The following is a 13,889-nucleotide window of genomic DNA, read 5'->3' as shown; positions in this document are numbered from 1 at the left end:
GATGTCGGGTGGACGCGGGTTCAGCGTCGGCGTAGGCGTATCCGGTCCTGGAACGTTGGGATCAAGCGGTTGGGGCCGGGGAGGTCCAGCGGCTCGGTCATGGTGATCGGGGCCATGAACCATGGCTGCTCGTCGCCGAGCAGCGGCGAGTACACCGGCACGAATCCTTGGTCGCGCAGGTGGACCACGAAGTCGGTCGAGATGTGGCCGCGGGGGTCGACAGCGGCTGTGCCCTGCCAGGGTGGTACCGCGGAGCCGCCGAGTCCGGCGAATCCGCACCGCTCCGGCACCGAGGTGCTCAGGGTGAGCCGGACGCGTGGCCAGAACATCTGGTCGTACCCGAGGTCGTGATCGGCGCGGGTGACCGCGACGTACCGCAGTGCGGCGTCCCAGGCGGCCCGCAGGACCGCTCGGCGGGCTTGCGCCACGTCTGGTGGTACGGCGCTGCCGACGTTGTAGAGGTCCGCGTGGATGATGGCGTCCCAGTCGTCGGTTCCGGTGCCGGTGGGCGTCGGCACCGAGTGGACCAGTGACCGGAAGATTTCCGGCAGGGCGAGTCCCGGCGGATGCGGTCCGGCCGGATCGAGGTCGGACGACCGGACGAGCGCTCCGGCGGGGTCCACGGTGACGTCGAGGTCACGGTAGGCATCAGCCAGTTTCGTGTGGTGTGCGGCGAGAACTTCGGACCGGGACCGGACGGCGTCGTGGCCGAGCTGCTCGGCCGCGGCCTCGTCGATGTCTCGCAGCTCGATCTCCTCGGCCCCGACGAGGTCGACGTAGTCGGAGACCTTCCGCAGATACTCGGCGGTGGCTGTGCGGGACCGGAGCCGGAAGTGGTTGCCGTCGGTGAGGACGGTGATCCGGACGCCGGGCGGGTAGGCGGCTGCCACCGCCGCGGCGAGTTCGCGGAACCGTACGAGCAGACCGAGTTCGGCGAGGTCGGGCAGGGTGCCGAGAGCCTTCAGGCGGCTGTCCGCTTGCTTGATGGGAAAGGCCGGAAGCACCATCTGGATCGGCTCACCGCGTTCGATGTACGGCAGCATGTCCCGCGCGGCGACCTCCGGTGGGTACGCCGCCCGCGTGCCGCGGCGGAACTGCTTGCGGGTCAGGATGTGGTGGACGAGCCGTAGCGCCGGGGCGTCCGGCAGCTGTCGCCGGGTGCGTTCAGCGGTCTCCGCCGCGTTGGCCAGCGCGTTGGTCACCAGGCGATCCACCAGTGCGGTGGACGCGGCCTGGTCGAGGCGGACGGCGTGCTCGGCGAGGAGGGGCCGGGCTCTCAGCTCGCCGAGCGGTAGGTGCGCGATCGATGTGGCGTGGGACAGGGCCGGTGAATGCGTCGGGTGCGGTATCCGTTCGAACGTGTGGATCGTGTCCAGGCGTTCCAGGTCGCTGCCAGGTACGTACCCCGGTGGGGTGACCGCGACGAGGTGCGCCTGTGGCAGTGCCTGCGCCAGTGCCTGGAGGTTGTCGGCGAGGTCGTCGAAGACGGCTACGACGTCAACGTCGGACACCTTGGCGGCGTGCAAGGCCTTCAGCTCGGCCACTGGCCGGGTGCGGTCGTCGGGCATCATCAGCAGCCTTGGCCGCAGCAGGCCGCCACGGGCCAGCGCCGCCTCGGTCTGCGCTCGAACCCGTTCGCGCCGGCCGGTGTTGTAGACCACCGTGCCACCACGGTTCTCCACGTCGCGAACGAACCGCACCACACCTTCGGCCAGGTCGTCCCAGGTCAGGTTCGACCAGGGCCGATGGAATGCCTGGAAGAACTGCTCTCGCAGCGTTTCGAAGTCGACCGCCGGATATGCCTGCCGTAGCCCGTTCAGGTCGAGGAACCGCGCCCAGTCGGGTGGATGGGGGTTGGGCAGCACCCTCAGCAGTTCCGGATTGGTGAACTCGGGGATGCCGTGGGGTGCCCCAGGCCGGACGCCGCAGACCTGTCGGGCCGCGTGCCGGATGCGGCGCCGTGGGTCCAGGACGACGAAATCGAGGTCCAGCATCACCGCCGGCCGCGGCAGCGTTGGATCCGACCTGCGCCGCCGGGCCTTCTTCTCGACGCTGTCGAGCACCTGCCGCAGGACATCGTCCTGTGCCGATGCGACCGAGTGGATGTGATCGGCGAGTGGGTGGTCGCCGCGGAGGAGGCCGGCCGTGGCGGGGCGCAGGAAGCGCAGCTCGGCCCGGGCGAGCCGCCACACGTCGAGGTGCGAATCGCCGGTGGCGGCCGGCGAACCTGCGACGAGATCCAGGCAGCCGGCGAGTCGGCGGGCCGCTTCGTCCACGTCTGTCGCGGTCCGGTTGGAGAACACGACGCGCCCGGTCGCGCGGCCTCGGCGGGAGACCTCCACCGCGACGCTCCGTGGGTCGGTCTCGAGGACCACGCCGTACCGATCGAGTGCCACCCGGAAGGCGGTCACCAAGGGCCGCACCACGGACTCGACCAGTCGCGGACCGGCCACACCGGCAAAGGTGTCGAGCGGCACCGTCAAGGTGCCTTCCGGATAGGACGGATGGGTCGGCCATGGCCCGTTCGGGCCGGCGACCGCCGCGTACAAGCGCAACAGGGGGTCACTCGACACCGCGGCAGGCAGTTCACCGTCAAGGTCCAGCACAGCCGCAGTAAAGACGCCCAGGGGTGTCACGCAGGTGGCAATTGCGTTGCCGTTGAATAGTGGGGCCGATGGAACCGGTGGGTGGTTACATGACGCCGGTGTACACGGGATGTGCTGTGACAGACGGCGCGAAGCTCTACTACGAGACGCACGGTGACGGCCCGGATCTGCTGTTGATCGCCGGCGCCGGTGGCACCGCGGCGAGCTTCGCCGCGATCGTCCCCGCGTTGGCCGAGGAGTTCCGGGTGATCGCCTACGACCGGCGCGGGCTGAACCGCAGCACCGGTCAGGGTTCGCGCGACGGTGGGATGGAGCAGCAGGCCGCGGATGTGTCGGCCGTGCTGGAAGCGGCCGGGGCCGACCGCCCGGTCGTCTTCGGCACCTGCGGTGGTGCCTCGATCGCGTTCGAGTACTGCGCGCGCCATCCGGATCGGGTCGAAGCGCTGCTCGCCCACGAGCCGATCACCGTGCGGGTGCTGGACGACGCAGCCGAGCAGCTCGCCTTCTTCCAGGACATGTACGAGCTCAACCGTGTCGATGGTCCGGTCGCCGCGATGCGGGCCTGGATGGAGTACATGGGCCGCGACTTCGCCCTGAAGATCCGGCCGACGTTCCTGGAACGCACGCTGGCCGACGGCGACTTCGTCTTCCGCAACGACCTGATGGCGATGGTCTCGTACCTTCCCGACTTCGATGCCCTGCGCAACCGGGTGCGGATCAGGCTCGCCCTCGGCGACGGCAGCCGGGCGGGTGGGTACAACTACGCCCGGACGGTCCCGCCGCTGGCCGAGCTGCTCGACTGCGAGGTCGTGAGCATCCCGGGGCACCACACCTCCTACATCTACCGCCCGGAGATCTTCGGTCCGGCGCTGGCCGCGCAGGCGCGGGCACTGACCACGCGGCTCTCCTCGGGCAGGTGACGATGCATCCAGACCTGGTGACCGCCGTCCGGCACAGCGTTGCGAAGTACGGCGACGAGCGCTGGCTGGCCTACGTCCGGCCGGTCGACGGCGAACTGGTCGAGGAGCGACTCTCCTTCGCCGATCTCGACGCACGGGCCCGCGCGGTCGCGGCCTGGCTGGCTGACAACTCGTCGCCGGGCCGGACCGCGCTGCTGATCTATCCGGCCGGCCTGGACTTCGTGGCTGCTTTCGTCGGCTGCCTCTACGCCGGGGTGATCGCGGTGCCCGCGCCGTTGCCGTCCGAAGATCCGCGCGGACTGGACCGGTGCCGCGCCATCGTCCGGGATGCCGAGGTGAGCCTGGTCCTCACGGATGCCGCCACGCGAGAGGTGCTGATCCGGGAGCTGGCGGCAATCGACCTGCCGCCGATCACCTGTGTGGCGACCGACACGATGACCGCTTCGGAGAGTGCGGGCTGGTCCTCTCCAGGCATCGGCCCCGACACCATCGCGTTCCTGCAGTACACCTCGGGATCGACCAGCGAGCCCAAGGGCGTCGTACTGCGGCACGCGAGCCTGGTCCACAACGAACACGCGATCTGGACGCACCTGGGCCGGCCACGCAACGGCACGATCGTCGGCTGGCTGCCGCACTACCACGACATGGGACTGATCGGCATGCTGCTCCAGCCCCTGTACGCCGGACTGAACGTCGCTTTCACCGCACCCGCCACCTTCGTCAAGCGACCGGTCAGCTGGCTGGAAATGGTCAGCCGCTATCGCGCCGACATCATCGTGGCGCCCAACTTCGGGTACGACTGGTGTCTGCGAAGGGTCACCGAGACTCAGCTGGCCGGTCTCGACCTCAGTTCGGTGCGGGTCGCGATGAACGGTGCGGAGCCGGTCCGGCCGGGCACCATCCGCCAGGTGGCCGAGCGGCTCGGTCCGCTGGGATTCCGGCCGGACGCATGGATGCCCGTCTACGGCATGGCCGAGGCGACGCTCATCGTGACCGGAGCCGACCGGGATCGCGGGGCGGTGATCCGCGCCTTCGACGCCGAGGCCCTGCGCAAGGGTTACGCCGTACCGGCCGCCGATGGGACGGAGCTGGTCGCTTGTGGCGGGGCTCTCGACGCCGACCTACGGATCGTCGATCCGCAGTCGCTGGCCGAGCTGCCCACTTCGCGGGTCGGAGAGATCTGGCTGCGCAGTGGGAGTGTGGCCTCCGGCTATTGGCAGCAGGAGTCGAATGCGGTGTTCCAGGCCCGTACCGCGACCGGCGACGGTCCGTTTCTCCGCACCGGCGACCTCGGCTTCCTGATGGACGGCCACCTGTTCTGCACCGGGCGCCTCAAGGACCTCATCATCCTCAATGGGCGCAACATCTATCCGGAGGACTTGGAGGACGTCGCCCGCGCGGACCCCGCGCTCGGCGTCGGTGCCGCGTTCGCTCGCGATGCGGACGACCGGCAGCTGGTGCTCGTCCAAGAGGTGCGCGAGCCCGCGACCGTCGCTCTGCCGGCCCTCGCCGCGCGGATCCAGGCGGCGGTCGTGCACTCGGCCGGTGTGCCGGCGCCCACCGTCGTACTGGTCGACCGGGGTTCTGTCGCGCGGACGACGAGCGGCAAGATCCGTCGGGGTCACATGCGGGACCTGTACGTCGGCGGCCTGCTCGAGCCGCTGCACACGTTGCCGGGCGCATGACCACCGCTGCGTCGTACGACCCGTTCGGCCCGGCCCGGGACCTGGACCGGTACCTGGGCGACCCGACCGATCCGGCCGTCGCGTTCTCCTACGCGAACTCGCTGGGGCTCGACGAGCGGGAGGAGTTTCCCGAGGCGAGCTGCGCGGCCCTGACCTCGTGGGGGCTGAACGAGTACTTCGTCCCGGCAGAGCACGGTGGGCGGCTGCAGTCCTACGAGCAGCTCCTGCACTTGATCCGCCTCGTCGCCCGACGGGACCTGACGGTGGCGGTCGGATACGGCAAGACGTTCCTCGGTGCGGTTTCGGCCTGGGTGGCGGGGACGCCGCGGCAACGCGCGGACCTGGCCGCCCGGATTCTGGACGGCACGCAGGTCGCGTGGGCCCTGACCGAAAGCGAACACGGCAGTGACCTGCTCGCCAGTGAGCTGGCCGCGACACCGGGAGCCGGCGGTTTCCAGCTCACCGGCGAGAAATGGCTGATCAACAACGCTACCCGCGGCCGGCTCGTGGCCGTGCTGGCCCGTACCGACCCGGCGGGTGGGCCGCGGGGCTTCGGTGTGCTCCTGGTGGACAAGGACCAGCTCGAACCCGGCACCTGGCGGTGCCTGCCGAAGGTGCGTACTCACGGTATCCGCGGGGCGGACATCAGCGGCATCGCATTCACCGACGCGCGGCTGCCCGCAGCCGCCCATCTCGGGGCACCTGGTTCTGGCCTCGAGATCGTGCTCAAAGGCCTGCAGCTGACCCGGACGATGTGTGCCAGCCTCGCCCTCGGGGTCGGCGAGAACGCTCTGCGGATCGCCGCTGCCTGGGCCCGCTCGCGGCGACTGTACGGCCGCCACCTGGCCGACTTGCCGGCCGCGCGGCGGGTCCTGCTGGACGCCTACACCGACCATCTCTGCGCGGAGGCGGTCGCCGTCGTCAGCAGCCGCATGATCCACTGGCGACCGGAGGAGTTGAGCCTGGCCAGCGCAGCCGTCAAGTACCTCCTCCCGGTCCAGGCTGAGGCAAGCGTGGCCGCGCTCGGCCGTCTGCTCGGTGCTCGCTCGATCTTCGCGGACGCGGACTTTCAGAAAGTCGCGCGGGACGCCCGCATCGTCTCGCTCTTCGACGGCAGCACCGTCGTCAACCTGCACGCCGTGGTCAATCAGTTTCCCGTCCTGACGCGCGCCTACCGCCGGCAGCAGCCATGGTCGGAGTTGGACGAAGTTGTGGACGTGACCCGACCGGTGCCCCGCCACGACCCCGAGCGGCTCCGGCTGATCTGCCCGAACGGCCTCCACCTGCTCACCTCCCTGGCCGACGCGTCCCGTGCCTTCACCGACCTGGCCGTACGGCGGCCAGGTCTGGTCGGTGTCGCCGCACTCGCGGGCATGCTCGTTCAGCGGACCGATCGCCTCCACGACACCATCGCGGGCCTGCCGCTGGCCAGGGGTGGGGCGCCTGTTGAACACCTGGAGGCAGCGCGCCACCTCACGCTTTGCTACGCCGGCGCGGCGGCGATCGCCCTCTGGCTCGCCAACGTCGGCACCCAGCAGGGCTGGTACGACGGCTACTGGCTCACCGCGGTCCTCGGCCGGATCCTGGTCGCTCTCGGCGAGTCCGTACCCGCCCAGCCCGAGGCCGACCAGGCGCTGTGGGAGCTGCTGACGGCGCAAGCGGACGACGGTCGGCTCTTCTCCTTGTTTGGTGGGCTTGATGGCTGACGATCTCGAGTCTCTCCTCGGCGATGCCCGCGACACCGCCAACCCGGTCGGCACGTGGCAGGTCCTGCGCGCCGACGAGCGCGGCGAGCTCCTCGCGGCGGGCGAGGAGCTGCTGACCCGCTCGGGCTTCAACGCCGAGTTCGTGCCTGCCCAGCTCGGCGGGCGGCTGACAACCGTGGACCGCTTGGTGCAGGCCGTCCGGCCGGTGTTCCGGCGGGACACCAGCCTGGGACTCGGGTACGGGATCACCTCACTGATGGCGGCCGTCAATGTCTGGTGCGCCGGCACGCCGGCCCAGCAGAGGCACGTCGGCGGCCTGCTGATGTCCGGCGAGCGTCTGTCCGTGGCGTACCACGAGCTGGAGCACGGCAATGACTTCAGCCGCAACGAGTTCGTCGCCAGGCCGGACGCCGGCCAGCTCCGGCTCACCGGCGAGAAACAGGTGATCAGCAACATCTCGCGGGCAGCGGCGTTCGTCCTTTTCGCGCGCACCGGTGACGGTGGGGGTCCTCGCGCGTACTCGCTTCTGCTCATCGAGCGGGATCAGGTCGACGGCTCCGGGTTGGCTTATCTGCCACGCACCCGGACAAGCGGCGTACGAGGAGTCCAGCTCGGCGGTGTGCGCGCCGTGGACCACCCGGTGCCGGCCACCACGCTGCTCGGTGCGGCCGGCGCGGGCGTGGAGACCGCCCTTCGGTCGTTTCAGGTCACCCGTGCCGTTCTCCCCGGTCTCGCCGTCGGAGCAGTGGACACGGCTCTGCGCACTGTTCTGCGCTTCGCGGCGTCACGACACCTGTACGGCGGTACCGTCCTCGACCTGCCGCACGCGCGACAGGTCCTCGCCGGCGCCTTCACCGACCTGCTGATCGTCGATGCGCTCGCCGCAGCCGCATGCCGTGGCCTGCACGTGCTCCCGGCACAGTCGTCCGTCCACTCCGCCGCCGCGAAGTACCTCAGTGCGCATCTGCTCACCAAGGCGATGGACGACCTCGCGGTCGTGCTCGGCGCCCGTTACTACCTGAGAGAAGGCGACCACGCCATCTTCGGCAAGCACCTGCGTGACCTCCCGGTGGTCAGTATCGGTCACGCCAGCGAGGCGACCTGCCTGCTCACCATCGTCTCGCAGCTGCCCGCGCTCGGCCGGCACGCGTGGCAGGATCCGGCGCCGCCGCCACCGTCGCTCTTCGACACCGGGCAAAGCCTGCCTCCGCTCGATCTCGGCCGCCTCGCCCTCAGCGCCGGCGGACACGACGACCTGGCCGGGCTCCTGGTCACGGGGCAGACCCAGGACGACCAGCTCGACAGTCTTCGCGGCCAGCTGCAGACTCTCGCGACGGACTCGGCGGCCATCCCCCCGCGAGAACGGGGCCCGCTGGCTGGTCCACAGACCTTCTCCCTGGCTAGGCGGTACACCCTGCTTCTGGCCGCGGCAGCTGGGCTCGGCTCCTGGCGGGCCGCTCAGGCCAGGGGGAATCCGTTCGCCGGCGACCCGCGGTGGCTCGCCGCCGTCCTGGCGCGGCTCCGTGGGCACCTGGGCGGCCACCCTGCAGCCCTGCCCACCGGCGTCACCGACTGGCTGCTTCGCGAGCTGATCCGCCGGGAACGGGACGGCATTTCCTTCGACCTGAACGAAACGACAGTGCTCACCTGACCATCGCCTCTGGAGGACGCATGACATCGATCGACCGGGACACGGTGATCGCCTGGCTCACCGAGCGGATCGCCTTCTACGTCGAGCGGGACCCCGCCGAGATCGAGCCGGACAAGAACCTGATGACCTACGGCATCGACTCGGTCTACGCCTTGGGGATCGCCGGCGACGTCGAGGAGGAGTTCGGTACACCGGTGGACGCCACCCTCGTGTGGGACAACCCCACGATCGAGGCGATCGCGACGGAAGTGACGGCAGCCGCCACGACCTAGCCGACCGCCGCGACCCGCTCGCCTATCCCGTGCAGATCGGCAACGAGCTGAATCCCTTCAGGGTCAAGCTGTTGCGACGTTGACCAGGGCCGGCCGCAGCCAGTGCCGGAAAGCGGCGGACGAGCGCGGGCAGCGCGATCTGCGCCTCCAGGCGGGCCAGCGGCGCGCCGAGGCAGTAGTGAAGGCCGCCGCCGAACGACAGCGGTGAGTTGTCCGGCCGATCCAGCTGCAGCCGGTCCGGGTCAGCGAACCGCTCGGGGTCACGGTTGCCCGCACCGAGATAGGCGAGCACCCGTTCGCCTTCCTCGACAGTGATGCCGGCGATCTCGACCCGTTCGGTCACCACTCGACTACTGATCTGGACCGGACTGTCGAATCGGAGCAGCTCCTCGACGGCTGCCCCGGCGATCTCGGGGCGGTCGGCGAGAAGCTTCAACTGGTCGGGGTGCGCGAGGAGCGCGGCCAAGCCGTTGGACAGCAAGTTCGTGGTGGTCTCGAAGCCCGCGGCGAACAGGAAGGCCGCATTGCTCAGAACTTCCTCGTCGGTCAGCCGGTCATCGGCCGCCTGCGCCTGGACCAGCGCACTGATCAGGTCGTCGGCAGGCCTCCGGCGGCGCTCCTCGACGAGGCCGGCGAGATAGTCCCGGATGGTGGCGGCGGCCGGATCCGCTCGGCTCACCACCTCAGGGGAGATCACCTCGAGCACCTGCGCCCAGTCGCCCACCAGCGACTGGAACTGGCCGCGATCCTGCACCGGTACGCCGAGGAGCTCACCGATGACGTTGACCGGCAACGGGAACGCGAAGGAGTCGACGAAGTCGACCTCGCCGCTCAACTGGTCGAGCAAGCCGTCGACCATCTGCTCGATCGCCGGCCGCAGCCCCTGCACCCGTCGTGCGGTGAACGCGGAACCCACGAGCCGGCGCAGCCGGGTGTGGTCGGGTGGGTTGAGGGTGATCATGCTGGTGAAGAGATGCAGCAGCGCCGGATGGTCGCGCCAGTCCGGGAATCCGACGAAGGCCAGCAGGTTGTCCGGTGGCATGTGCGCGAACCGCTCGTCGCGGACCACCCGCGCGCAGTCCGCGTAGCCGGTCACGGCCAACGCGCCGTCCTGAGCCCGCACGATCGGCGAGATCTCTCGCAGCCGCGCATACCGCGGGTACGGGTCCGCCCGACCCTCCATCGCCGTCAGCTCGCCGAGCAGAAACAAGGCTTCTGGACTCTGCACTACCTCGGGCATCGCGCCAGCATAGATCGGAACCCAGGTCAGAGGGGCGCGCCCGGCAGGATTCGAACCTGCGACCAACGGATTAGAAGCGGGATGGACCGCGCAATCACGCCTCAACTCACGAATCTCTGGCCTACTTCGCTCCGCTTGGCGACAACTCCGGCCCCACTTCTCTAGCCGCCAGTTCAGTCCCCGAACCAGTCCCATGGGTTAGCTCACAGGCTTCGCCGCCGCCCCGGCAGCGCCACCAACCGCTCGCCAACTCGTCGATCCCTCATGGCGCGCAGCCGGCGATGACGGCTACTTCGGACTGTAGCTTGCCGGTTACGTGTCAACGGTGGCAAGACCGTCGGATCCCGAGAGCTGCCGCCTGAGGTCCGGACGGTAAGCGCAGCGTTGGCTCGGCTGGGCGAGCAGAGGCTTCGAGTGCAACGAGGCGAAGGTTGGCGCCGGCGGTCCGGCCTAGTAGCTACTCCGTAAGTAGTTCTGGTCATGTTGACGCGATCCGTCACGACGTCATGTGTCTGTTGTGCTCACTGGCCTGAGGAACGGCGACGCCGTCACCTGACCTGATCTCGGAAGACGGATGCTGCGCACTTGCGCGAAGGTGGCGCAACTACTATAGGTTCCGCCGCCCCTCGAAACAGCACAGTGACTGCCGTCACTTCTTCACCTCAGTCCAGGTCAAGACGAGCCCGCCGGACTCTGTCGCGTCTGCGCTGGGGTCTGGATGGAGCTCCTCGACCGTGTGGTCGTCGTCGAGGCTTCTTAGGACCCCTACGCATCGAGAACCTATCTGTCGCCGGGACTCTCCTGTGCTACGAACTACTGCGAACCGGATGCGCTATCTGCACTCGCGCCAGCTGACGCAGGCGATGGTCAAGCACTACCAGCCCGGCAGGCTGATGAGTTGGCGCCTCGATAAGGCCCCGATCATGTGGCGGCTGGGGCTGCACCTCACTTGTCGCTGGTGTCATGCAGAGATCGGTGCAAGAGTCTGGCGGACCTAGATTTGAAGGCTTCGTCGACGCGTTCAGTTATGCGCAGTCGATGAAGTCGGCGACGGAGCAGTGGGCGGATCCAGAAGTAGCGACGCCAGCCCGTTCTGTACTGGATTACCGAGGCGAAGAGCTGCACCGCCAACCACTCCGCAGGTGCGATCCCCGAGGGCTCCTCGTCGGTCTGAGGGCTGCCGGCGATGTTCATGGCTGCGCCAGTTGCGGCGGGGGTCGCTGCCCAAGCCAGTCGAGCGTGAATGGTCACCTCAGCGCGCAGCATCTGAACCAGTCGGTCGTAGATCAGGCCATGTTCAGCGCTTTCGGCCGACACCCAAGCCGTTGCGTAGGCGAGGGATGCTTGGATCTCTGACCCTAGAGTTTCGAGACGGACGAGAGTCGCGGGCTCGTCATCCACTCTTCGGCGTATCCGCAACGGGAACTGTCCCCAAGCGTTGAGCGCCTTGGTTGCGTCGGCGTATCCGTCGCGGATTGTCTCATTGCGGGAGACTGACCGGTCGAGCACTTTGCCGAGGACCGTCCCAATGACCGACGACCCAAGAGCCACGGGGATGACCGTCAACCATGAGGCGGCATCAGGTGTGGGCGGCATTTGTCTCCTAGGCGGTCGGACGGGCTACGGCACGAGACTGACTACTTCGTGAGCATCTCGCACCGCAGCTCAACGTGATCTGATGAACCTGCAGGTGGAAGGTGCACCTGAGGCGAGGATGACACTACTGTGATGACGTGCGGACGATCGATCAGTTCATGTGGGGCTATCAGCCGCACTTCCGGATGTCCTTCGAAGGCGCGGCAGAGCGGGCGCTCGAACGCATAGGTGTGGCTCTGGATCCAACAGCCATGCTGGTAGGGTTCCGCGCCACGGAAGATTCGAACCGTTTGCCCATTTGCGTGGAGCCAGAGACGGGAGGCATCAAGCCGTCGGATCTGTCGGGGGTTCGTGAGGATGGCCAGGCTCGTTACGGAGCGAGCAGTGATGCGCGGATGTTTCATTCCGACCCGGGGCTGAACGCGTCCAGCCATGCACGATACAGGGATCGTCATCGGGCGGACGCCTTGGCGGCCGCGCTGGCGGCCGCGCCCGGCGGGTCCGGGCGTGTGTTCTTTGTCGGATATTCGCAGAGGGTCGAGGAACACGAAGTCCACCCTGTGATCTCTGTGGATTCAGACGCTATCAGCAGCCTTCCTCGGCTCAGCACGACAAAGCACACCAACATGCATATGACTGTCTCGCTTCCTATCGGCGTTATTGAGCAACTCCTGACGATCGCGACGAAATCGATGGCGTTCCGCGAGGCGCCATCGCATCTGACGATGCTTAGTGAGCGGCCGGCTGAGGATGCAGTACGCGCGGCCGCTGAGGCGTTGGTGTATTCGGTCGCGACTATGACCGGGAATTTCCTCGCGCATAGTTTCTATGAGGGTATGAGTGAGCTCGTCACCATGCCTTACGAGGGCCGGGCGGGAGCTGGAGCTCTTTGCCTGGCTAAGAAGGATCACCCCAACGTACGTGTCGCTATTCGCCTCCTGAATCCGGTCGATGTGACGGCCGGCCGCGAATTTCGCAAGGTGCTCGAATTAACGAGGCCTGGATTAGATCTACTTTGTGATGGCGATAGCATTTATGGCCTTGGGGAAGTCTCAGATGCGTACGATGGTGCAACTGAGGATGTATTCAGGTGCTCTGTTGTGGCGCGCGGCACCTGGGAATTGGAGCACTGTGGAACTCCTCTGATGAGAGTCGTGCATAGCAATCCAGTCGTTCCCCGCCCTCCTATCTCCGAGAGGCGCTTTCTGGACACTATCAAGCGCGTGTTTACGGCCATAGATGACGCTGAAGCAGGTCACCTCTGGCAGATTGCGCTCGTCGCCTCGCAGGCTCCGCATGGGACGATGTTGGTGATCAGTGATGCCGCGGCCGAGGAGACGACGCGCCTGGCTCCGCAAGCGATAGCTATTGAGCCGCAGCAGATTCCTGCCGATATGTTTCAGTCGTTTACCAGCATTGATGGATCGCTGCTCTTGGCGCCTGATGGGACCTGTCATGCTGTCGGTGTTATTCTTGATGGAAGCGCGGCGGGAGTTGGTGACGCGGGGAGGGGGGCGCGTTACAACTCGGCGATTCGATACGTGCAGACCACGCGCGTCCCGTGCGTGGTTCTCATCGTTTCGGAAGACGGCATGATTGACATATATCCGGAATTGGCACCTCGTGTGGCGGCTTCGCAGGTCGAGGATGCTGTGCGTAGCTTGGAGGTCGCTGCAGCGGCCGAACCGCCAAATTTTGAGATGATCTACAAATGTCGGAAGGAAGTCGAGCGGCTGGCTTTCTACCTAAATGAAGATCAAGTCGAGAGATCAAATGCCGCAACACAGAAGGCGGAGGATAATCGCGAACGCCTATCGCAGATGCGGGTCTACCTCGCGCCATTTGAGATCGATCCCCGAATGGATAGCGAATTTTTCACAGACCTTGAGGCGGAGACCTGAGGGATCAGTACTCCGGATTGGTCTGCGTCCCGGCGATGATGGGGCGACGCCTACTCTAGGTCGGTGCACGCCTTCGGATTGAACTGCGGTGGATCAAGTCCACGCCTCCCGCGTCGGCGGCGAGGGCTCATGCGGGAGGCGTGCGACCTCACGTGACGAGTCCTGCTGGAGTCGCCTCACCCCGAGGTCCTGTCCAAGGGGGCGACGCCGCAGAGTGGAGGCTCGGGAGTTATCCACAGGCGCCCCGCCGATGCGGCGACGACCAGTCTGTAGTCAGGCGCGTCGAGAACCCTGCCGGCTGGTTCGAGCCAC

9 protein-coding genes are annotated in these 13,889 nt (G+C 67.5%); 6 read left to right on the top strand and 3 right to left on the bottom strand.

Features of this window, described 5'->3' with window-relative positions:
- Positions 1-20: 20 nt before the first annotated feature.
- Positions 21-2,453, bottom strand: a complete 2,433-nt coding sequence (locus AB0M01_RS32490) for an L-tyrosine/L-tryptophan isonitrile synthase family protein (RefSeq protein ID WP_363676298.1) — start codon at positions 2,451-2,453, stop codon at positions 21-23.
- Positions 2,454-2,722: 269 nt separating this feature from the next.
- Between AB0M01_RS32490 and AB0M01_RS32485 the strand changes: the two genes are divergently transcribed.
- Genes AB0M01_RS32485 through AB0M01_RS32465 form a run of 5 tightly spaced genes read left to right on the top strand, consistent with a single transcriptional unit; the run spans position 2,723 to position 8,840 of the window.
- Positions 2,723-3,526 carry an alpha/beta hydrolase gene (locus AB0M01_RS32485; RefSeq protein WP_363676297.1) on the top strand — a complete coding sequence of 268 codons (804 nt, stop codon included), beginning with the start codon at positions 2,723-2,725 and terminating at the stop codon, positions 3,524-3,526.
- Positions 3,527-3,528: 2 nt separating this feature from the next.
- Positions 3,529-5,211: a fatty acyl-AMP ligase gene (locus AB0M01_RS32480; protein ID WP_363676320.1), complete on the top strand. Its 1,683-nt coding sequence runs from the start codon at positions 3,529-3,531 to the stop codon at positions 5,209-5,211.
- Positions 5,208-6,917, top strand: coding sequence for an acyl-CoA dehydrogenase (locus AB0M01_RS32475; RefSeq protein ID WP_363676296.1), 1,710 nt, complete (start codon positions 5,208-5,210; stop codon positions 6,915-6,917). The genes AB0M01_RS32480 and AB0M01_RS32475 overlap by 4 nt, the downstream gene beginning before the upstream one ends.
- Positions 6,910-8,568, top strand: coding sequence for an acyl-CoA dehydrogenase (locus AB0M01_RS32470; protein ID WP_363676295.1), 1,659 nt, complete (start codon positions 6,910-6,912; stop codon positions 8,566-8,568). The genes AB0M01_RS32475 and AB0M01_RS32470 overlap by 8 nt, the downstream gene beginning before the upstream one ends.
- A gap of 20 nt (positions 8,569-8,588) precedes the next feature.
- Positions 8,589-8,840 (top strand): acyl carrier protein, encoded by a 252-nt coding sequence (locus AB0M01_RS32465; RefSeq protein ID WP_363676294.1) that lies wholly within the window; start codon positions 8,589-8,591, stop codon positions 8,838-8,840.
- A gap of 22 nt (positions 8,841-8,862) precedes the next feature.
- On the opposite strand, the gene AB0M01_RS32460 is transcribed toward AB0M01_RS32465, so the two are convergent.
- Positions 8,863-10,185: a cytochrome P450 gene (locus AB0M01_RS32460; RefSeq protein ID WP_363676293.1), complete on the bottom strand. Its 1,323-nt coding sequence runs from the start codon at positions 10,183-10,185 to the stop codon at positions 8,863-8,865.
- 840 nt (positions 10,186-11,025) lie between these two features.
- The gene (locus AB0M01_RS32455) at positions 11,026-11,676 is read right to left on the bottom strand and encodes a hypothetical protein (protein WP_363676292.1); all 651 of its coding nucleotides are present in this window, start codon (positions 11,674-11,676) and stop codon (positions 11,026-11,028) included.
- 137 nt (positions 11,677-11,813) lie between these two features.
- Here AB0M01_RS32455 and AB0M01_RS32450 point away from each other — a divergent pair, with 137 nt between their 5' ends.
- Positions 11,814-13,577, top strand: coding sequence for a diadenylate cyclase (locus AB0M01_RS32450; RefSeq protein ID WP_363676291.1), 1,764 nt, complete (start codon positions 11,814-11,816; stop codon positions 13,575-13,577).
- The last annotated feature ends 312 nt before the right edge of the window (positions 13,578-13,889 follow it).

Origin of the sequence: Kribbella sp. NPDC051770, assembly GCF_040681455.1 — a bacterium.
GTDB lineage: Bacteria > Actinomycetota > Actinomycetes > Propionibacteriales > Kribbellaceae > Kribbella.
Note: the sequence above shows the minus strand (reverse complement) of the source record. Positions and strands in the feature narration are given on the sequence as shown.

Coding starts and splice junctions, on each gene's coding strand:
- AB0M01_RS32480 (WP_363676320.1), top strand. CDS start 3,529: ATGCATCCAGACCTGGTGACCGCCGTCCGGCACAGCGTTGCGAAGTAC.
- AB0M01_RS32475 (WP_363676296.1), top strand. CDS start 5,208: ATGACCACCGCTGCGTCGTACGACCCGTTCGGCCCGGCCCGGGACCTG.
- AB0M01_RS32455 (WP_363676292.1), bottom strand. CDS start 11,676: ATGCCGCCCACACCTGATGCCGCCTCATGGTTGACGGTCATCCCCGTG.
- AB0M01_RS32470 (WP_363676295.1), top strand. CDS start 6,910: ATGGCTGACGATCTCGAGTCTCTCCTCGGCGATGCCCGCGACACCGCC.
- AB0M01_RS32465 (WP_363676294.1), top strand. CDS start 8,589: ATGACATCGATCGACCGGGACACGGTGATCGCCTGGCTCACCGAGCGG.